Here is a 20,671-nt window from a genome sequence, read left to right on the forward strand (position 1 = left end):
GACATGCTGAACGCTACCCCGGGGTGGATCGAGCCGCGGCTGGCCCTCATCGGCACGGCTGACGTGCCGCTGTACGTGATCGTCAACGACGAGGCCGCGACGCTGATCGAGGGCGGCCTGAGCGGCATGACGGAACTCGTGTGGCAGCAGCTTCACGATCTGCTGCGGGACTTCGGCGGCATCCGGCATTTGCGCTACTGGCTGATCACCCACTCGCACTATGACCATTGCAGCCTGCTGATGACGCTCAAGTCGCGCATGCCGTGGCTCCATGTATCCGGTTCGCCCGACGCGTTCGATGCGTTCCAGAGCCCGTCGGCCTGCCGCACCATCCGTCAGCTCGACGCGCACGCGTCACGGTCGTGGGAACCCGCCGTCGGTGTCGACTTCACCGAGCTGTCCGACCTGCCGTTCTACCCGGTCAATCCCGGCACGCAGCTCGACATCGGCGGCGGGATGCAGATTCGCACGATCGCGCTGCCGGGCCACAGCCGTTGCCAGTTCGGCTACTACTGCCCGCAGCTGGACATCGGTTTCGTATCGGATGCGCTCGGCGAGTTTCACGGCGCCAGCCACTGGCTGCCGCTGGTCTTTCAGGATCTGTTTGCGTATCGGCACTCGCTGGGGGTCATCGAGCAGCTGCACGCGCCGCGGCTTGCATTGGGGCACCACGGCATCCTCGCCGGTGCGCTCGCCCAATCGGCCGCGCGGCATGCGCGCGCGTGCCTCGATGCACGCGAGGCCGACGCGCGCGCGGTTCGCGGCAACGCCGCCGCCACGCAGGAACTAGCCCACCACTGGACTGCCCGTTACGCGGCAAGAAGCGAAAAGGTGGTGCCGCATTTCCTGCATCTCAAAAGCATGATGCACATGATCGATCTGTTCCATCGCGCCGAATAGCTTCCTTCGGATTCCCGCCGCAGCAACGCATGGGCGCCGCCCGGCGTCGGGCCGCTGCTCGCTGTTTTCATTCCTCTTCCGACGACATCATGACCACTGCGACCTTGCCGACCACGCTCAGCGAATTGCTTCAGAACCGCGCCGCCACCCTCGGCGACAAAACCGCCTACGTGTTCCTGAGCGGGCCGCCCGAGCAGGAACAGGCCGAATCGATGACCTTCGCGGCGCTCGACGCACGCGCCCGCCAGGTCGCCGCGCTACTGCGGCAGAACGCGGTCGAGATCGGCGACCGCGTGCTGCTGCTGTGCCGGCCGGGGCTCGATTACGTCAGCGCCTTCATGGGGTGCCTGTATGCGGGCGCCATTGCGGTGCCCGCCTACCCGCCGCGCAACCGGCAGCACATGGTGCGGATCGCCGGCATCGTCGAGAACGCGGGCGCCAACACGATCCTGTGCTCGGCCGATGACCACGCGCGCTGCACGACCTGGCTCGCCGATACCGACGCGTCCGGCAGCACGCTGCTCGACGTCGGCGGCGCGCAGGTGCTGGAACCCGTCGATGCGCCCGCCGACGTACAGCCGTCCCACATCGCCTTTCTGCAATACACGTCGGGAACCACCGGCAGCCCCAAGGGCGTGATGGTGTCGCACGGCAACCTGATGCACAACCTGGGGCTGATGCGCGAATGGCTCGCCTATGACGAGCAAAGCACGATCGTCAGCTGGCTGCCGCCGTACCACGACATGGGCCTGATCAGCGTGATCCTGACGTCGCTCTACGGCGGCTTCCGGAGCGTGCTGATGGCCCCGGAACGCTTCATCCAGCATCCGTACCTGTGGTTGCGTGCGATCAGCCAGTACCGCGCGGACCTGACGGGCGCGCCGGATTTCGCGTACCGGATGTGCTGCCGGCGGATCTCCGACGAACAGCTGGCGACGCTCGACCTGTCGTGCCTGCGGGTCGCCTACAACGGCGCCGAGTCGGTGCGCGCCAGCACCCTGACGGATTTTTCGCAGCGCTTCGCCGCCGCGGGCTTCGCCGCCGACGGTTTCCTGCCGTGCTACGGGCTGGCGGAGGGCACGCTGTACGTCGCCGGCCGCACGGAGCGGCATCCGATCCGCACGCTGTGCGTCGATCAGGCCGCGCTCCAGCGGCAATCCGTGGTGCTGCGCAGCGAGTTCCAGGGCGTGTCGCCGCAGCCGCTGGACCGCCCGGGCGAGCGGGTCCTTGTCGGCGTGGGCCGCACCGACGGCGAACAACAGGTGATCGTGCGCGACCTGGAGACCAATGCGCGTTGCGACGATCGGACCATCGGCGAAATCTGCGTGGCCGGCCCCAGCATCGCCGCCGGCTACTGGCGTCTGGACGAGCAGACGCATTCGACCTTCCGGCACACGCTGGCCGGCGACCGGGATCAGGCATTCATGCGCACCGGCGATCTCGGCTTCATTCTGGATAACGAACTGTATGTCACCGGCCGGCTCAAGGACATGGTGATTCTCGCCGGCCGCAACTACTACTCGGAAGACATCGAGTACGCGCTGATCGTCGGCGTGCCGGAACTCGTGCCGAACGGTTGCGCGGCCTTCATGGACGACCAGGTCGACGCGGAGCGCCTGATCGTCGTGGCGGAAGTCGAGCGCACGCAGCGCAAGGGCAATCTCGACAGCTTCATCGACGCGATTCGCCAGGCGATCTGGAACCGCCTCGACATCGGCCCGAGCGCGATCGTGCTGGTGTCGCCCGGCAGCGTACCGAAAACGTCGAGCGGCAAGGTGCGCCGCAGCACGTGCCGTACGCAGCTGCACGACGGCGCGCTGACGATTCTCGCGCAGTGGGACGTCGAGGGCGGCGTCGATGCGCCCGCACCCGATCGCCGGCAGCCCGCGCGCCCGGCAGCGGTGGCCGACAAACCGGCGGCCAACGATCGCCGGCGCGATGCCAGTGCCACCGTCGACGAACTGAACGACTGGCTCAGGCACTACGCCCGCACGCGGATCGATTCGCGCACCATCGACGAGCGCCGCACCATTCCGCCGCACATCGTGCTCGATTTCGGGAACCGGGGCCTGCTCGGCATGCCGATCGACCGTTCGCATGGCGGCCTCGGCTTCGGCCAGCGCGACATGTCGCGCGTGTTGGCGCAACTGGCCGCGATCGATTCGACGCTGGCTTTCTTCGTCACCTTGAACAACACGCTCGGGATCCTGCCGATCATGCAGCATGCGCAGCCGCCGTTGCGCGAGGAATTGCTGCCGAGCCTCGCGAGCGGCCGGATGCTCGCCGCATTCGCGATCACGGAGCCGGCCGCGGGCTCGCATGTGCGCGCGATCGCGTCCCGCGCGCAGCGCATCGAGTCCGGCGACTGGCTGGTCACGGGCAACAAGAGCTGGAGCGGCTCGTCCGCATGGGCGGGGATCATCAACGTGTTCGCGAAGCAGGCCGACGGCGCGGGAATGGTCGGCTTGGCGGTGCGCCCCGGCACACCAGGCGTGCGGATCGGCGCCGAGGAGCTGACGATGGGCGTGCGCGGCATGATCCAGAATTCGCTGCATCTGGATCGGGCACACATCAGCGACGCATACCGGCTCGGCGACATCGGGCAAGGGATGTGCGTGGCCCAGCACGCGATGAACATTGCGCGCCTCGGCATCGCGGCCGTCTGCGTGGGCGGGATGAAACGCTGTGCGCAGCTGATGCATCGTTACGGGGCGCGGCGCCAGGTCGGCACCGGCCTCCTGCTGGACAACCCGCTGAGCCGCCTGCGTCTGGGCGAGTTGCGGGATCGCATCGACGGGCTCAACGCACTGGTCGAGCACCTCGCCACCGAGCTGGATCTCGGCGTCTCGCTGCCTGAAGACTGCCTGCTGATTTCGAAGATTCTCGGCTCCGAGCTGCTGTCGCAATCCGCCGACGAGATGATGCAGTTCCTGGGCGGCCGCGGTTATATCGAGACCAACCTGGCACCGCAGATCTTCCGCGACGCGCGCCTGACCCGCATCTTCGAGGGGCCGACCGAAACGCTGCTGGTTCACCTGGGCAGCCGTCTGCTCAACGGGAGCGACGATCTGCTGCGCTATCTGGAGCATGCGCTGGGCGCCGGCGTACTGGCCACGGAGCTGCGCGAGCTGGGCGCACAGCTCGCGCAAGACGGGCTCGCCAACGCGTCGAAACTCGGTGGCGCCGCGCATGCCGCCGTCTGGGTCAATTACTGGCTCGGCACGGTCGCGCAATGGGGCTTGCTGCTGGCGGTGATCGAACGCGCGGCTGCGCAGCAGCGCATCGGCGACGGCGCGCTGCGCTGGGTGCAGAGCCAGTACGAACGCGCGATCGAGGCCGCGCAACGGCAGGTCGGCCTGCGCTCGGCGCTGTCCACGTCGGTGGAGTTGAACGACTGGGCAGCGCGCACCGGGTTCGAGATCGGTGCGATCGAGCAAACGGTCCCGGGCGCAAGCCAGCTCGTCGATCCGTTGCTGGACGCCCATGCCGACGCGCGTCCGGTCTCCCGCGCGCCCGACGCGCCAGCCGGCGAAGACGCCGGTTCGGCCTCAGCCCCGATCGTGAGCGAACCGGCGAGCCTGCTCGATCGCCAGCAGGTTCATGCCGTCGAACAATGGCTCATCGCGTGGCTGGGCGAACGCCTCAAGCACCGCAAGCTTCGCTTGACGCGCGAGTCGACCTTTGCCGAGATCGGCTTCGATTCGATCCTCGCCGTCGAAATGACGCTCGTATTCAGCGAGGCGTTCAGCGTGACCGTCGATCCGTCCGCGGTCTGGGATTACCCGTCCATTCGCGCGCTGGCCGCCCATCTCGCGCCCCGGACGCACGGCGCCGCGCCGGCGGTTGCCGTCGCGCACGCCGATCCGGATGCATCTTCACCCATTGCAGCCCAACCTTCGATCCTGTGAGACCGTCCAACATGCACGCCCGATTCGACCTTGGTGATTCCACCGCCGCGCTGGCCCGACAACTCGAACACTATCTCCACGCCTATCCCGACGAAACGCGCACCTTGCTCGGCCTGTCGGCCGGTACCGCGATCGGCGTCGAGGTGCTCGACATGGAACTGCCGGTCAAGCTCGAGCAACACACGCATGCGGCCACGCTGCGCATCGGCCGACACGACGCTCAGCGCGTGATGGCCTATACGCGCAGTTGCAACTGGGCGAACGGCATCGTGCTGGTGCCGACGCTGGCGCGCCTGGTGTTTGCCGGCGCGTTCCGCGGCCTGCGGGCCGGCGCGCCCCGCGCGATGCGCGCGTTCGCGGAATCCCGCCAGCCCGACCCGACCCGTAACCTGGGGGTGCTGTGGGGCGCCCTCAACCTGTTGAGCCTGGCCGGCTGGCTGACCCTCGACCGCGGCGACGAAGACGCCGAATATGCGCTCACCCCGGCCGGTGAATATGTCGTCGCGTGCGTCGAGCGCACCCGGCCGCTGTTCGAGCAACTGGCGAATGCCACGTCGGTGCTCCAGCATCTGCACGCCCTGTGTCATCGAACGCGCGTGGCGGCCAACGACAGCGTGCTGTATGCGCAGCTCGCGCGGATCTGCGTGGCGGGTTGGCCGGAGCTTCCGCTCCCGGCCACCGATCTGGAGCGCCAGGTGAACGGACAGCTGCGCACGGCGATGGACGGCCTGCTGCTCGGCCCGACCTGGGTCGCGCTCGATATGCCGGTGTTCGACAGGCAGCCGGATGGCCAGTATTCGCAGTCGGCGCCCGGCATCCTCGGCAAGCTCGACGCGCAGCCCGACGGGGTCGCGGTCGGCGCGTGGACGCAGGCTGATCCTGTCGTGCTGCACGCGGCATGGGCGCTGATGTGCAAGTTCGGCATGGCGGAAATCGATCGCGAAAAGGTGCGCCTCACCGAGTCGGGCCGGATTCATCGACCGATTGCCGCCCCTTACGCGGGGTTGCCCGCGTCCTATCTGCGTTCGTATGCGCTGCTCGACGAACTCCTGTTCCGCAATCCCGATCCGCTCGATATCGATAGCGACGGCCACATCGATCGCGTAATGAACGTGTATGCGTCGAGCGGCGCCGGGTCCGGGCCCGCGTCGCAGGAAATCACGACGAAAATCCTGCGCACGCTGTTCGACGACACGCTGCTGGACCGCCAGCCGGCCGGCATCGCCGACATGGGCTGCGGCGACGGCAGCGCGCTGAAGCGTCTCGCGGAATACGTCGTTACGTCGACGCGGCGCGGCCGGCACCTCGCGACCCATCCGCTGCTCGTGATCGGCGCGGACTACAACGAATCCGCGCGCGGCCGCGCCGCCGCCACGCTGTCTGCGCTGAAGGACATCCCCGGCGTGCAGGTGCGCGTGATCGCCGCCGACATTTCCCAGCCCGACCGCTACGACGAAGCCGTCGCCGAAAGCGGCCTGACCGTCGCGCAGCCGGACGGCAGCGTGCGCCCGGCGCGGCTGAGCGACCTGCTGCATACCTTCATGTTCCTGGTCCACAACCGCCGGTTGAGCATCCGGCGCAAGGACGCCGCCGAAGCGATCCTCGAGCGCCATCTCCGCACCGTCGATCGAGCACGCCTGCGCGCGGTGATCGATCAGTACTATGCGGGCGCCCTGACGGTATCGGATCAGGCCGAGTTGCCGATCACGCTCGACCAGATCAAGCGAGCGTTCAAGGTGGCGTATAGCGACGCGGAAGGCCTTGTTCCCGGTTACGTGGCGGCTGCGGATCTCATCGATTTCCTGACCCGCTGGAAGCGCCACGCGAAGCATGGCTTTTTGATCGTGGAAGGACATAGCCCGTGGGCGGAGAATCTGTGCGCGCGTGCGCCGGGCGGGCCGGACACGTGGTTGCGCACCGAGCAGCTGCCGTCGGTGTTCAACTGGGGCATGCATTTCGTGTCGCGTCAGTTCATGGCGCCGTTCAACGAATTCACGCTCGCGTTGACGCTGGCCGGCCTGCGCCCCGATAGCCCGATTTACGGGCGGATTCATCCGGAGGGGTTCCCGGCGCCGGATCTGCTGAGCGACTATCGATTCTTCAGTATCGCAAACTACGTTGCCGACATCGGCACGGATCGCTAGCGCGGTGGCGTCGCGTCATGTCGACGCGACGCGGCCCTCGAACTTCCGTTCGAGGGCCGCTTCCTGCTTCCTGCTCCCTGCTCCCTGCTCGGGTGCGTCGGGCGCCACGGTGGCCGGCGCCCGATCACGCGGCGCCGGCCCGTGCCGGTCAGCGCTTCGCCGGCACCGTCGGCTCGCCCGCCGTCGTCGCGCTGCGCGCCCAGTCGGCGAACTCGGTGTCGTAGCGAGTGCCGATGTACGCGACATGGTTTGCGTAGCCGTCGTAATCGCCCACCCGGAAGCGCGACACGATCGTGTCGACGTCCGCGCGATGGCGCTCGAACATGAAGCGCGTCGCCATGTAGCCCCACCGGTACGCGCGCGTGACGTAGTCACTCGACGAGTAACGCGTGCCGAGCACGTCCGAGAACCGGTACGCGCCCGTGCGCACCGCGTCGATCGACTCCTGGTTGTCGTTCTTTCTCGACAGATACTCGGCGACGCCTTCGATCCACCACACGGTCGGCTTCGCGGTGCTCACCGAGAAGTCGCCCGCCATGTCGTAGCGGCCGTCGAGATAGTGCGTGAACTCGTGCTCGAGGTTCCACACCTTGAACTCGGGCCGCAGCCACGATGCCTCGTGCGCGATGAAGCGCGCCTGGTTGCCGGGCGCGGACGGATCGCCCTCGAGATACATGCCGCCGTTGTCGGTGCTGATGCCGTAGATCACCGACGCGTATTTTCGATAGTTCGCGTAGTCATCGAAAATGACGAGTTCGATCGTGTCGTTGCGATCGCCCGCGACCGGCTTGCGCCCGGTCTTCATCATCCGGTGGAAGTAGTCGTCCTGCCGCGCGACCGCCGTGCAGACCGACTGCAGCTGCGGCATCGTCATGTCCTGCGCGAGAATGCGCACGCCCGCATTGCATGCGTAGCGATTCGAGAGCACCGCGTCGGCCAGCCGCTTCTTGTAGTCGCAGGTGCCGTAGTCCGCGCAGTTGCCCGGATCGCCGTAGTCGACCGCTTCCGCCGCCGCGAGCCAGAGATCGCTGTCCGCGCCCGTCATGCTCGTCGACGCGAGCAGGTCCTGGATCATTTTCTTCACGCGCGGCTTCTGCGTCGGATAGCGGAGGAAGCGAAACGTTTCGCGCGCCGCGTCGGCCAGCTGATAGGCGGCGCTCGTGTTCGACAGGCTCGCGCGGTTCGCGGTGACGAAGCGGTTGAGCGTCTCCGGGAGCGTCACGTCGCTGTCGAGCATCGGCTGCGCGCCGCTGCGCTGGTGCGCGTAGAAGAACACCGTGAGCAAGCCGGTGAAGCCGCCTGCCGCACTGCGCTGCAGCAGCGGCGCCGCCGCCTGAGGATTCGCCGCGCTCACGGTGTAGGACGCGATGCGGTTCTTCAGCGTCGGCAGGTAGTACGCTTCGTCCCGCATGTTCGTGATGAGCTTCATCAGCTCGTTCGCGGTGCTCGGCGCACGTGAATTGTCGCGATAGAGCGCATCGCCCTCCAGGCTTTGCTTGATATACGGGCGCAGCGACACCGCGAGATTCGGAATCGGGTTCGCGATGCCCGATACATCATATTGGTAATAAGCGGCACGCAGATAAATCAGCAAATTGACCAGGATCAAATTGCTCGCATCGTATTGATAGATTTCCTGCACGAAACGACTCGCGACAGCGTGCACGTTTTCGGCATTGAAGATCTGTGTGGCCTGCGCTTTATCGACCGAGAACAGGCCGTAATGGCATTCGTAATCGGGAAGATTCGCGATGTAATCGGCGAGTGCCGCGCCGCGATACTGGGTCATTACCGACATGTCGCGGCAATCGACGCCCGACGTGCTGCGCTTGCTGCGCGTGGCCGGCTGCTTGAGCTGCGAAGGCTTGGTCAGCGCCGCGCGATCCTGCTCGCTGAGCGGCAGGTTGTACTGCGCCTGCTCGGGCGACACGGGCAGATTCTGCGGCACGCGAGGCATGCGCGCCTGCTTGGGTTGCGTCGGCTGCGCCGGCTCGGTATTGGCCGACGCGGTGCCGACCAGTCCGGCGAATACCGACCACGCGACGATGGCCGACCAGCGGCGGCTTTTTTGAAGCACGTCGTTTATTGCCACTTTGTTTTCTCTCGATTGTTTTTGGGCAATCAAGATATAACATTACATATTGTAAAGTCAATTTAATCAATACGAAACAATTCAGTGTTGATTAGTTTAATTATTTGAATATTAAAATCGATTTGCGAAACAATTCGCCCGGCCGGCACGTCTCGCCTACATCCGGTCGAGCGACAACGCGCATGCGTCACTGCCCGGCGGACAGTATTCGGCGAGCCGCTTCCGTGCGCTGTCGTAGTCCCTCCGTTGGTCGGGCGTCAGGTTCTCGATCCCCTTGCGTTCATACGCCTGCGTCAGTCCGAAATACGCCCAGCCGTTGCCTTTGAAATTCATGTACAGGTTGCGATTCGGGTCGTCGCCGCCGAGCGACGCGTGGAGCGTGTCGATCGCGTGGTCGTATCGGCCGAGGTCGATCAGCAGTGCGGCGAGGGTCTGCCTGACCGGTACCAGCGCCACCGCGATTCCCGAAACCGTAGTGTTCGATCTCATCACGCCGGCCAACGTGATGAACACGATCCAGACCTGATCGGCGCGTGCGTCGGATCGGCACCGGGCGCCTCGATGGCGCCCGGTGCCGCACCATTTCATTCGAAAAAACACCCCGTTCTCCCGGACACATCATCCGGTTCACTGCAGCCAGCCATGTTCACGGTAACGTCGAGATCAGATTCCCGGCAATATCGGCGGCACGCTGTTTTTCCCCGTCATCAAGCCGCTGAGCGATTCGCGCCTCGACGAGTGCCGCAGCAGCGCCATACCTCTCCAGACCGGGCAAGGCGTCGAAACTCGCACGCGAACGCGCGATCCAAGCTGCGCCAAGGGCCCTGTCTCTTGGCAGTCCGTTGCCGGTCAGGAACCGCATGCCGACCGCATACTGCATGAACGGATCCCCGAGCAGCGCCTCGTTCAGGCTCGACAGCCCGTCCCACTGGCGATTGGCAGCCGCGGCCGCGCTGACGGGCGAATCGCTCCATAGCGTGGCAGCCGGATCGGCCGGCACCAGCCAGCGTTTCTCTCCGGCCGAAATCCCGGTGTCCATTGCCGGCGCGAGGCTGCGCAGCGCAAGCGCGATCTCGGATACCGCCGAGCCACGTCGCGCCGCGCGGCGATGCCAGTCCATCGCGACCGTTTCGTCGCGGGGCACGCCGTCGCCCGTTTCGTACATCAGCGCAAGATCGCTTTCCGCCCACTGCGATCCGGCAGCAGCCGCACTGGTGAGCCACGTGGACGCTTCCTTCGGATCACGCGCGACGCCGCGGCCGTGCAGATAGGCGATGCCCACCATCCGCTTCGCCTCGGTGCTCGTCGGCGCGGCACGCAGTGCCCACGCGAACGCTTCGTAGTCGTCGGTGCGACCGCCGAGTCCGGTCGACAGATGCCACGCGAGCGAGCCTTGCGCCGACACGTTCCCCTGCTCGGCCGCCCGGCGAAACCAGTACGTCGCCGCATCGAAGTCCACCGGGACGCCGTCGCCCAGATCGTACGCATCGCCAAGTGACGACTGGTACGCCGGCTCGCCGCGATCCGCGAGTTTCCATTGCCAGTACGCCCGCTCGTCCGCGGCAACGAGGCCGCTATCGGCCGACGCAAGGACACGCATCGCACCGACATTGCTGCCGGCGGCCGTGCGGCACCAGCGCGCAGCCTCGGCCGGACGGCGCGGCGTGCCATTTCCATCCAGATACATCGTGCATAGCATCGCCTGCGATGCAGCGTCGCCCAGCTTCGCCCCGCGCGAAAACCAGTCGAATGCGATCGCCGGCTGCGGACCGCCCGACTGCCCACGCCAATACACCGTGCCCAGCGCCGAATACGCGGCGGGCACCTTGCGGCTCGCGAGGTCCTCCAGCCATTGAAGCCCCGTCCTGCCCGCGAACGACGTGTGGTGCTCGCTCAGGTAGAACCCGGCCGATACGCCGGCAGCCGGATCGCCGGCGTCGGCGGCCTGCTTCAGGTAGCGCAATCCCGTCTGCTCGTCGCGCGGCACGCCGGCGGTACCCGTCAGATACTGATAGCCGACCCATCGCGCCGCCTCGAGGTTGCCGTGGTCCGCGGCAAACCGGAACCACTGCATCGCCTGCGTCCGGTCGACGCTCGTGCCTTCTCCGCGCCATGCCATGTTGGCAGCCATCAGTGCGGACGCTTCGTCACCGCGATCCGCGCCGCGCGTGGCCAGCCGAAAGGCCTTGCGCAGATCCACCGGCTCACCGTCGCCGCGTGCCGCGTAACGCGCGAGATTGGCCGCCGCGGCGCCGTTGCCCTGCGCATCGGCTTTTTCGAACCACGGTTTGGCGGCGACTGAATCCGGCTGCGTCCCCAGGCCGTTGTGCAGCATTGCGCCGAGATCGTTCTGCGCGACCGCTAGCCCATCGTCGGCCGCGCCCTGCATCCATCCCAACGCGGCCTCTTTGTCGACCGGACCACCACGGCCGAACAGATAGAGGTTTGCCAGTGCGTAACGCGCCCGTGCATCGCCGGCGAGCGCCGCTTTGCGGTACCAGTCGCGCGCCTTCGCGTCGTCGCGCGGCACGCCCGTCCCGCTTCCATACAGCTCGCCGAGCCTGCGCTGCGCGTACGTCGAGCCGGCACGCGCCGCGGCCGAAATCAGGCCGAAGCCGCGATGCGCGTCGCGCGGCACGCCGATGCCCGCGAGATAGAGATTACCCAGCACTGCTTGCGCTTCGGTGTGGTTCTGGTCCGCCGCGGCGCGCAGCCACTTCGTCCCCTGTTCGACATCGCGCGGCACGCCGTCGCCCCGGATCAGCATCAGGCCGAGCGCGAACTGCCCGTCCGCCTGGCCACCCGCCGCGGCGCGCGACAGCCACGCCGCCGCGACCACCGGGTCGCGCGCGACCCCGCGCCCGGCCAACGCGAATTTCCCCGCGTTCGCCGCGCCCGCTGCCGACCCGCCCTCGGCGGCCCTCACGAAGTACCGGTAGGCGGCCGCATTGTCGGCCGGTTGCCCGTCGCCGTCCGCGCTCATCCCGCCGAGCTGGTTGGCCGATGCTGTGTCGCCGTCGCGCGCCGCTGACGCGAACCAAGCGTATGCCGTCGCATAGTTGCGTGGCAGCGCGACGCCATCGAAGTAGACATAGCCGAGTGTGCGCTTGGCCAGCGTCGAACCGTCGCTCGCCGCCGATTCGAGGATCGTCATCCCGCGTTTCAGGTCCGGTCGCGCCGCGTAGCCATGCAGCACCATCTGCCCGTAAAGCGCGCGGGCCGTCAGGTTGCCGGCCTCGGCTTCCTGCCGGCAAAGGCTGCGAATCTGCGCGGGTTTGTCCTTCAGCAGGAGGCTGTCGAACCGCGCGTTCAGCGCCAGTACGCACGGCGTCGTGTCGTCGTGGACGGAAACGGACACGGCGCGTTGCATTGCCGGCGTCGCGGCAGGCAGCGGCCCGGGCCGAGGTGCAGCGGCGCTGCCGGACCCGATGGTCAGCCCCGCCATCAGCCCCGCGGCTCCGATTGACCATTTCAGCGCGGGCGCGACGCAGTCGATACGCCGCACCGCAGGAACGCGCGGCCGAGGTTTGCCCACCGGCCTCATGGCTTCACGATCGTGACGTTCTTGATGATGACGTCGGTTCTGCCGGCCTCGTCGTCGATCGTCTTGCTCAATTCGATCCCGTAGTCGGCCAGCCATGCGGAGCGAACGCGAGCCGTCGTCCCGTCCTTGCGTACCTCGCTGCAGTCGAGATTGACGGCATTGCCGGTCAACGCCCCATAGATCGTCGACGCCGGTTCGGTCTTGCCGATTTCACATCGCCGGGTCAGTCGGCCGCGGCTCGACGGTTGGGGCAGAGCGATCTCGATGCGTTTGCCCTCGGTCAAAGGCGCGTTCGCCACCACGATTGCCGACGCATCTTTCAGCATGCCGAGCCGCTTCGCATTGAAACGGGCTTGAACGCTCTGCCCCAGTAGTTCCGCGATACCCGACGTCAGCCCGAAGTAGGACCAATCAGTCGCTCCGGAACCATCATGCGTGGTCATCAATTCAGCGACCACGCCGTTATTGCGTCTATTGATGTAGGTGTCGACATACGGCCCCGCGGCCTTCGGCGTCGTCTTGTTCGCCCATTCGCCGTCCACGATCAAGCGCGAATACGGCAGCGGCCGGCTACCGTCCGGCGGCAACTGGCTGCGAATCGCATCCGGCAGGCGCCGCTCGTCAAACACTTCGTCCAGATACGCGTCCGGATCGGCCAGCACGGTCTCGCTCGCCGACTTGCCGCCGAAAAACATCTTGAAGAGTTCATAGGTCGTGCGTTGCTGTTCCGGCTCCGGAAGCTTGTCGATCATACCGATGGCAAACGCAATCGCCGCGCATGACTTCGACGCGCCGGGCTTCGAAAGCGACGCGGGCAACTCGATCGTATTCAAGTGTGCGTCGATGTCGAGCAACTCGGCCACGGTGTAATGCTCATCCCCGGACGCCGTGCCATCGCGATTCAACAGGATGTCGATCATCTCCAGCACACCCTTGAGCGTCTTCGACGGGAGCGTCTTCGCCAGCGTCGCCAGATCCTTGCCGCCCATATCCGGCATCTCGCAGTTGTGCTGCGATCCGCGCGACACATCCGCCATCATTCGCAGAGCCTTCAGCCGCGCGGCCGGCGGCAGCATCGTGTCAGCGAACCCGGGCGAGCTGCTGCGCAGTGTCGTCAATCGCGCGAGATAAGCGGGTTCCTGCGCGATTCGGGTGAACCACGCGATCAGGATCTGCCCGTTTTCCGAGTCGGGATCCACCCCGATCTGCGCAATATATGCACGTGCGCGTTCGCTGATCTGCGCTGGCGTCAGGTTAATGACCGGATTCGCCGTTGGCGTGGAAACCGCCGGCTCCGCAGGCGCGCTCTGCACGCCCAATCCATATGCCGTTGCAGTCGCGATGGACAGCAACACCCCGAAAAGGCCTGTTTTTATTTTCATAAAGTCGAAATTCGAACGCGTGATCTCTTATTTTACCGTTCGGGGGCAGGCCGCCGACAATCTCGGCGGCGCCGCACCCCTGACCGCCGCTTGCGCTATATCGACGGTTTCGCCTACTGCTGGATCGTCGCGTTCTTCAACAATCCGCCAACGAACTGCGCACTCGCTTTTTCCAGTGCGAGCGCCTCCAGTTGCTGGCGGATCGTTGCCTGTGCCTGCGGGAACGACGGCACCTGTGTCGGCCGCTTCGCATCGAGCTTCACGATCGCTCGCGCACCATCGATCGGGATCGACGAGGGCGTGACCGCGCCCACCGGCAGCGTTTCGAGCGCCTGCGCGATCGCGACCGGCAAACCGGACGTCTTGCCTTCCGTCGCCGGCGTCTTGAAGCTCGTCCACGGTAACTCACCGCCGGCCCCGCGGCTCGGCGCGATGCTGTACTGGCGTGCAAGACCTTCAAACGATTTGCCCGCCTTCAACTCGCTCAGCACGGTCGCGGCCGTCGCTGCATCCCGAACGACGATCAGCCGCGGCTTGTATTCGTCCTTCCCGAGCGACGCGACGATCTCGTCGTAGCGCGACTTCACCTGCGCATCCGTCACCGGGTCGGGTTTCACGTTGTCCCTCAGATAGAGCTGCGTCTCGGCATTCGCCTTCGCCACCTGCATCGCCGCCTGGACTTCCGGCTTGCTGCCGTAGTTTGCCTTCTCCGCTGCCTGCTGGATCAACACGCGCGTAATCAGTTGATTCTTGATCGCCTGACGCACCTGCGGCGTGTCGGGTTGCCTCGAGGCCTGCAACACGGCATCGACTTCCGCCTGCGTGATTGCCGTCCCGTTCACCGTCGCAACGGTGTTCGCCGGCTGTGATGCAGCCGCCGTCTGCGCAGATGCGGTACCGGTCAGTGCACCGGCGAGTGCCATTGCAATCAGCGCAGGCATCAGTTTCGTTTTCATCTTCGTTCCGTCTTCGGATGGAAAGGCGCGAAGACATGTCTTCGCCCACATGCGACCGCTCCACGAGAGAACGGTGCGCGTCGATCAATAATTCCAGTTCAATGTGGCCAACACGAGCGTCGCCTTCGAGCCGAGTGCGGCCGGTTGCGTCAACGCGCGCCCGACCAGCACCTCGCCGGACAGGAACTGCTTGTGCCACTGCCATTGCGCGCGCACTCCCGCGCCGGCGCCAGCCAGTGTCGGGAAACCCGATGTGGCGACGAGGCTTGCCTTACCCGCATCGAAGAACACGTATGGCTCGATCCGGCCGTCCTTCCACGCCGGCGCGTTCACCCACGCAAGCTCGTTGCGCGAATAGAAACCACGATCACCGGCGATCTCGCCCGAACGGAAACCCCGGACGGTATCCATGCCCCCAAGGTACAGCTGCTCCGAACCGAACAGCGCCACGTTCGTGTACTGCCCGCTCAATACGCCCCGATACGCGAGCAGCGCGCGTCCGACCTTCGGTAACGGCAGCGTGAACGCAGCCGTCGCGTCGACTTTCGTGAACTGGCTGTGCGCTTCGTCGCGCGTAATGCCATGCGGATCGTGGTTCGCACCGAACCACGGCAGACCTTGCGATACGCCGCCGTTGGCTGTGAAATTACCTTGCGCGTCGTTCATCACGAACTTGTGCAGCCAGTTTCCGCCGACGCGCAACACCGCCACGCGTTGCGGATCGAGATCGATACCGTTGACCTCGCGGTCGGTGCGACGCCATGACAACGTAGTGTCTACGCTGGTGATATCGCTCACGCTGCGTCCGACCAGATAATTCCAGCCGAAGATATGCGACAGCGTGCGGCCGTATTCGAGCGCGGTCGTGCCGATCAGTTGCTGGTATTCCGAGTCGGAAATCGTGTAGCTGAACGTATGGCGGCCGAACGGTACCGCGAACGAACCGACTATCGCGTTGCTGTCGAGGCTGTCGAGGAAATTCACGCTCAGCGATTCCTGCAGGCCGAGCAGGTTGTCGGCTTCGACGCCTGCGCGATAACGCGTCACGCCGGTCGCCGAGCTGCCGTAGTTGTCGACGCCCAACGTGTAGTAGAGGCGATCACCCGATTTGTTGCCGATGTCTACAATCGATTCGCCGGGATTCTGGCCGGGCAGGATCTGCACTGTCGCCTGGTTGCGGCGCAGGCGGTTGATCTGTGCCACGCCCTGATCGATATCGGACAAGCGCAGCGGATCGCCGGACGTAGTCGGAAACGCGTTCTCGTAGCCCGCATCCGTGAACCAGCCGCCGCCCGCCGCTGACTCGCCCGGCTTGAGCCGGTGAATCGCCTTGCCGTTGATCGTGAACGATTCGATCACACCGACCTGAATCGTGATCTTCAGCGTGCCGGTGGCGAGATTCTGCGGGCCAAGTAGCGCGCGCGTCGTAACGAAACCGTGTTCGACGAAAACGTCGGTAATCCTCTTCAACAGAACGTTGATGCGATGCGAACCGAGGTCCTGACCGACGAACGGCGCGACCACTGCCTCGAGCCCTTTCCCGGACACACCGCTCGGCGGCTGGAAGGCACTGCCGTCGGGTGCCTGTAGCGTGATCTGTTTGACGGCGAAGGTCGGACCTGATTCGGCGATCGCATTGACCGGCGTGTCCGGCGGAATGTCGAGCGTCGTCTCCGACGTCGGCGCGACCGTGATTGAAGCCGGCGGTTGTTCGAGTTGCCGCTGGCGCGCCTGCTCGCGCTGTTGTTCGATGATCAGCTGCGCCGGATCCTGCACGGGCCGGCCGGCCGGGGGCGGAGTCTGCGCGTGCGCCGGCACATGGAATGCAGCAAGGCTTGCGACCAGCAGCGGCAGCTTCAGTCGGGGGAATGCGCGTGGTTTCATCGTTATTGTGCGTGCTGGTGCCCGAGCGTCGACGTGACCGTTCCGATAGCGTCGTTCTGTGCAGCGGCCACGACGATCACGAGCGCGAGGAAGACGACGACTGCCAGCCCGAGTCGATTTTTTGTTCGATAGTTCATGCGTTAGCGCCACCACCACGTCGTCAGGCCAAGATGCTGGTCGATCTGGACGGGCGTGCGCGACGGCGCGCGCACGGTCGTGATGCCGCCGGCCGCCGTGACACCCTTTCCACCGCTGAACGAGCCGCCGTCGATCACGCCTTCACCCGTCAGCGTCACGCTGCCGTTCGCGGTAAAACCGCCACCGACGTCCATCGCGATGATTTCTGCCCACGTGCTGCCGAAGAACGCCTTGAAACCCCGGTGCTGGTTGATTGCCGAGTAACCGGTCACACCCTGTGCGTAGGTGACGGGTGCGTCGACCTTGATATCGCCGGTCGCGAAGACGTTGCCGCCGACGTTGCGCGCGACCGTGCCCGCCTTGATGCCGATGTTGCCGCCCGCCTGGATCGTGCCGCCGTACGGCGTGACGTTGCTCGACGCGTCGGCGTGGCAGAAGATCCAGCAGCTGCGTGCATAGCTCGCCTGGCCGGTGAAAACCGCGGCGTTGGTGAAAGCGTTCTGCACGGTGATGTTCACGTCACCGTCGTTCGATTGAACGATCCCGCCGGTATTCGCGAAGTTGCGGCTTGAAATCGTCACCGGGCCGTGTACGGCCGCGATGTAGGCGAGCTGATCGGGATTGCTGACCGTGCCGTAATCGACGTTGAAACCGCTCGTCGTGTGGGTGAAGAACAGGAAGCTGCCGCCGCGATCCGAATAAGCGGTCGGTTGGCCATCGTTCGTGCCGCCGGTATGGTCGATGATGTTCTGCACGTCGCCAACCGCAGCAAGGCTCACTGCCCCGTTCGACAGGATGCGAGCGTTGTCGTTGATGATGTTGCCGCCGGCCGTCAGCTTCGTCTGGCCGTTGGCGGCAAACATGATCGCGAGGTTGTTCGCGCTCGAGCGGTTCGTGATGTCGCCTGCGGCGTTGAGGATCACGTCGCCGCCAGTCGTGGTGCCGTCGCTCGCGGTGGTGCCCGCCTGAATCAGGCTGCCGGTGTTGGTGATCGCACCGCTACTCGTCAGGTTGACGGTGTTGCCTGCGTTCAGCGTCGTTGGGCCGGTGGTGTCGTCGGACAGCGCGATATTGCCGGCCTGGACGTTCACATTATTCGCCGCGGTCACCTGTGCCCCCTGCAGCGACACGGTGCCGGGCGTTGTGAGCGCGACGTCGCGCTCTGCTTTCAAGGACCCGTCCGCGAGTGCGATGTCCCCGTTTGCCGTGACGACGACGTCGCCGGCGTTCGCATAGATCTTGCCGAGGCTGTGGACGCCTGCACCCTGGTCGGTAACGATCAGCTGGACGCGGCCGGCCGTCAGGCCGCCGGCCGCCGTGATGTCGACCGCGACGGCATTGCTTTTTGTCCCCGGCGACGACGTGCCGATCAGCCAGTCGTGGCCGTTGTCGGACGGCGAAAAACTGGTGTCGTAGGTTGCCGTGCTGTCGCCGACGATCGAGCGGATGCCGCTCGTCGAACTGGTGAAGTCATTGGTGACCGGGCCGTTGATGCTCAGTTGCTTGGCAATCAGGTCGAGGTTGACGAGTGTGCCGGACAGGCCGCCAGGGCCGATCGCGATACCGCCACGGTTGGTCGTCAGTACGACGTTGCGTTGTGTGACGCCAGGAGCAAGCGTGAGATCGTTGAAACTCACCTGCCCGGTCGACAGCACGACGTGGCCCGTGTTCGTGAAGCTTCCGCCGTCGACCGTGACGCCGTTCGGATTCGCCAGGATCACGTTCGCCCGCGGGCCGAGGACGTTGATGTTGCCCTGGATCAGCGACGGGTTCGTGCTCGTGACCTGGTTGACGATCGTGCGTGCGTTGATGCCGACGTTGTTCAAGTCGGCGCCGGCTTTCGAGACGTTGAACGACGAGTAGGTGTTGTTCGAGACGCCGCCGATGGTGGGAGCGATGTTGACGGTTTGCCTCCCGCTCGCGCCAGTAGATACAGTCGTGGCCGTGCCGCCATCTGGAACGATGCCGGCAGCGTAGACACTCGGTGCGAACGTGCACCACGCAGCCGCCACGGCAACGGGCCATAAATAACACTCGCGTTTACGCGTCATATTCGGCTGCGGTGCGTGCATTGCGTACTCGCGGATCAGGTTGTGACCCGCCTCCCGGAGAGGTTAGTTTGTGCTCTTGATACCTGCGGCGCTCGCAGTTCGCGCTTCCCCGCGACTCGCCGACAGATCGGCCTTGAACTGCGGCACGAGATCCATCAGTGCCTCATTCACGCCTTGAATGGCGTGCGGCAAGTCATCCTTGATTGCCGAGTACCAGTTGTAGCTGTAGGGGATGCCGCCCTGTTGGAAAGCGGACTCCGTCTTGTGCATGAGGTCGTCTGCAAAGATGCTCTTCAGCGTGTCAGCCTTGAATATCCGAACTTCCGTCTTCGCAAAGCGCACGTAGGAGTGCCCGAGTTGCTTCGATAAATATCCGGTCTGCACCGGGGCAATCAGCAGCGCATCGGCACCAAGGTACGGCCCCCCAGTCAGAAGAGGACCATTCTTCTTGTCCCATGTCAGATCCGGCGCACCGTCCCGCCCGAGTTCGACTTCCTTCACCGCATAGCCTTGCGCGCGCAGCGCTGCCTCCAGCGCGTCGACAAATTTTCGGTTCAGTCCGGTGTCCCCAAGTTTCTGCTGGACGAGGTCGTTAAACTCATCGTTCTCGTGAGTCGCCGCACGACCAAGCGTTCCGGCAAGCGCGCCGCTGAATGCCGAAATGGCTAGACTCGCACCGGGAACGGGGATGAAAATCGGTCCACTCAAGCTCACGGCGAAATACGATGTCGGCTTCGGAACTGCGACCGCAATTGTCTTGATGGCCCCCATATCTGCCGTGTCATACGTCACACTTGGTGGTGTAGCGCAGGCAGACAGCATTGCCGATACAATCATCGTCCCGAATGTTTGACTCGCCTTGATTTTCATTGTTAAAAATCTTCAACAAATATTGAGCGCAAGTGCGCAACCTGCCTTTTCCTGGCAATTCGGTTGCGGCCTATAAGACTGAGATATGCTCACGACCCAAACCTCAGGACGCACGTCATCGACCAAAGAGAACGATCCACTACTGATCAATCTCATTTGATCGCTTTAGCGCTCGGAACTCCTTGATCATCTGATATGAAATTCCGATAAACAGCAGAATAAATAGTGGCAACGGAATTAACAGAGGCTTCCATCCAGCCCCTCTGATCAGTGAAATTGCCGCGAAGAAACAGATCATCGCTATCAACGAGAGATATGCCTTGATATAGCGAACAAAAAAATTTCGCGATTCTTCTCCTTTCACACCGATCATTTACACAGCCACCAGTGCAATCTGTTTTTTAGGATAACGCAAGCGATAAATCCCATCATCGCCACGAAAGTGATAACGAAAACCATTCGGCCACGACGACTTTTCTGGCCTAACGGAAATGGGAAGCTCGGCATAATAATCACCATTTGATCCCAGTTTTTCCTTGACCAAAGGAATAACCGCCGCCTACCGCGCCAACATTCGCAGTCTTCCCGAGATTCACCCCGGCACCACTACCAAACACGGTTGCAGTTCCGTTCCCAAGCGAAAACACAATGCCTTCGCCTACCAAATCGTACGCTCCGCTGACCCCACCTGCATGTTGCTGTTCAGGGCACGGGCCCTATCCTGCCTTCCCCTTACTGTTCTTGAGTTTTTGTACCCACCATCCAAGCCCGCATAACACAACGGCAAGCAACGGCCCCCAAG

Annotated in this window: 12 protein-coding genes; 3 read left to right on the plus strand and 9 right to left on the minus strand. The window is 64.7% G+C overall.

The window, feature by feature from the left end:
• Positions 1-3: 3 nt before the first annotated feature.
• From H3H55_RS36525 to H3H55_RS36535, 3 genes are all read left to right on the plus strand, one after another.
• A complete protein-coding gene (locus tag H3H55_RS36525) occupies positions 4-900 on the plus strand; it encodes an MBL fold metallo-hydrolase (protein WP_193102975.1) in 897 nt (298 codons plus the stop codon).
• A gap of 89 nt (positions 901-989) precedes the next feature.
• Positions 990-4,808, plus strand: a complete 3,819-nt coding sequence (locus H3H55_RS36530) for an AMP-binding protein (RefSeq protein ID WP_193103138.1) — start codon at positions 990-992, stop codon at positions 4,806-4,808.
• Positions 4,809-4,819: 11 nt separating this feature from the next.
• Positions 4,820-6,952 (plus strand): class I SAM-dependent methyltransferase, encoded by a 2,133-nt coding sequence (locus H3H55_RS36535; RefSeq protein WP_193102976.1) that lies wholly within the window; start codon positions 4,820-4,822, stop codon positions 6,950-6,952.
• A gap of 148 nt (positions 6,953-7,100) precedes the next feature.
• Here H3H55_RS36535 and H3H55_RS36540 read toward each other — a convergent pair whose 3' ends face one another.
• The 9 genes from H3H55_RS36540 to H3H55_RS36575 all read right to left on the minus strand — a co-directional run bounded on the left by H3H55_RS36540 (position 7,101) and on the right by H3H55_RS36575 (position 19,869).
• Positions 7,101-9,029: a collagenase gene (locus H3H55_RS36540; protein ID WP_413464009.1), complete on the minus strand. Its 1,929-nt coding sequence runs from the start codon at positions 9,027-9,029 to the stop codon at positions 7,101-7,103.
• Positions 9,030-9,200: 171 nt separating this feature from the next.
• Entirely contained in the window at positions 9,201-9,533 is a 333-nt protein-coding gene (locus H3H55_RS36545) for a hypothetical protein (protein ID WP_226800706.1), read from the minus strand.
• A 157-nt stretch (positions 9,534-9,690) separates the two neighbouring features.
• The gene (locus H3H55_RS36550; RefSeq protein ID WP_319022361.1) at positions 9,691-12,402 is read right to left on the minus strand and encodes a tetratricopeptide repeat protein; all 2,712 of its coding nucleotides are present in this window, start codon (positions 12,400-12,402) and stop codon (positions 9,691-9,693) included.
• Positions 12,403-12,584: 182 nt separating this feature from the next.
• Complete coding sequence (locus H3H55_RS36555) at positions 12,585-13,943, minus strand: hypothetical protein (RefSeq protein ID WP_226800707.1); 1,359 nt, start codon at positions 13,941-13,943, stop codon at positions 12,585-12,587.
• Positions 13,944-14,083: 140 nt separating this feature from the next.
• A complete protein-coding gene (locus H3H55_RS36560; protein ID WP_193102980.1) occupies positions 14,084-14,926 on the minus strand; it encodes a peptidyl-prolyl cis-trans isomerase in 843 nt (280 codons plus the stop codon).
• Between the two features lie 84 nt (positions 14,927-15,010).
• A complete protein-coding gene (locus H3H55_RS36565; protein ID WP_193102981.1) occupies positions 15,011-16,810 on the minus strand; it encodes a ShlB/FhaC/HecB family hemolysin secretion/activation protein in 1,800 nt (599 codons plus the stop codon).
• Between the two features lie 2 nt (positions 16,811-16,812).
• The gene (locus tag H3H55_RS37625) at positions 16,813-16,947 is read right to left on the minus strand and encodes a hypothetical protein (protein WP_264299696.1); all 135 of its coding nucleotides are present in this window, start codon (positions 16,945-16,947) and stop codon (positions 16,813-16,815) included.
• A 3-nt stretch (positions 16,948-16,950) separates the two neighbouring features.
• Positions 16,951-19,020, minus strand: coding sequence for a filamentous hemagglutinin N-terminal domain-containing protein (locus H3H55_RS36570; RefSeq protein ID WP_226800708.1), 2,070 nt, complete (start codon positions 19,018-19,020; stop codon positions 16,951-16,953).
• A 42-nt stretch (positions 19,021-19,062) separates the two neighbouring features.
• Positions 19,063-19,869 carry a hypothetical protein gene (locus H3H55_RS36575; protein WP_193102982.1) on the minus strand — a complete coding sequence of 269 codons (807 nt, stop codon included), beginning with the start codon at positions 19,867-19,869 and terminating at the stop codon, positions 19,063-19,065.
• Positions 19,870-20,671 lie beyond the last annotated feature (802 nt).

Origin of the sequence: Burkholderia sp. Z1, assembly GCF_014893795.1 — a bacterium.
In the GTDB taxonomy this organism is placed as follows: domain Bacteria; phylum Pseudomonadota; class Gammaproteobacteria; order Burkholderiales; family Burkholderiaceae; genus Burkholderia; species Burkholderia theae.

Bases quoted from the DNA above. Each gene is read 5' to 3' on its own strand.
- H3H55_RS36560 (WP_193102980.1), bottom strand. From the start codon at position 14,926: ATGAAAACGAAACTGATGCCTGCGCTGATTGCAATGGCACTCGCCGGT.
- H3H55_RS36535 (WP_193102976.1), top strand. From the start codon at position 4,820: ATGCACGCCCGATTCGACCTTGGTGATTCCACCGCCGCGCTGGCCCGA.
- H3H55_RS36575 (WP_193102982.1), bottom strand. From the start codon at position 19,869: ATGAAAATCAAGGCGAGTCAAACATTCGGGACGATGATTGTATCGGCA.
- H3H55_RS36545 (WP_226800706.1), bottom strand. From the start codon at position 9,533: ATGAGATCGAACACTACGGTTTCGGGAATCGCGGTGGCGCTGGTACCG.
- H3H55_RS37625 (WP_264299696.1), bottom strand. From the start codon at position 16,947: ATGAACTATCGAACAAAAAATCGACTCGGGCTGGCAGTCGTCGTCTTC.
- H3H55_RS36565 (WP_193102981.1), bottom strand. From the start codon at position 16,810: ATGAAACCACGCGCATTCCCCCGACTGAAGCTGCCGCTGCTGGTCGCA.
- H3H55_RS36530 (WP_193103138.1), top strand. From the start codon at position 990: ATGACCACTGCGACCTTGCCGACCACGCTCAGCGAATTGCTTCAGAAC.
- H3H55_RS36570 (WP_226800708.1), bottom strand. From the start codon at position 19,020: ATGCACGCACCGCAGCCGAATATGACGCGTAAACGCGAGTGTTATTTA.
- H3H55_RS36525 (WP_193102975.1), top strand. From the start codon at position 4: ATGCTGAACGCTACCCCGGGGTGGATCGAGCCGCGGCTGGCCCTCATC.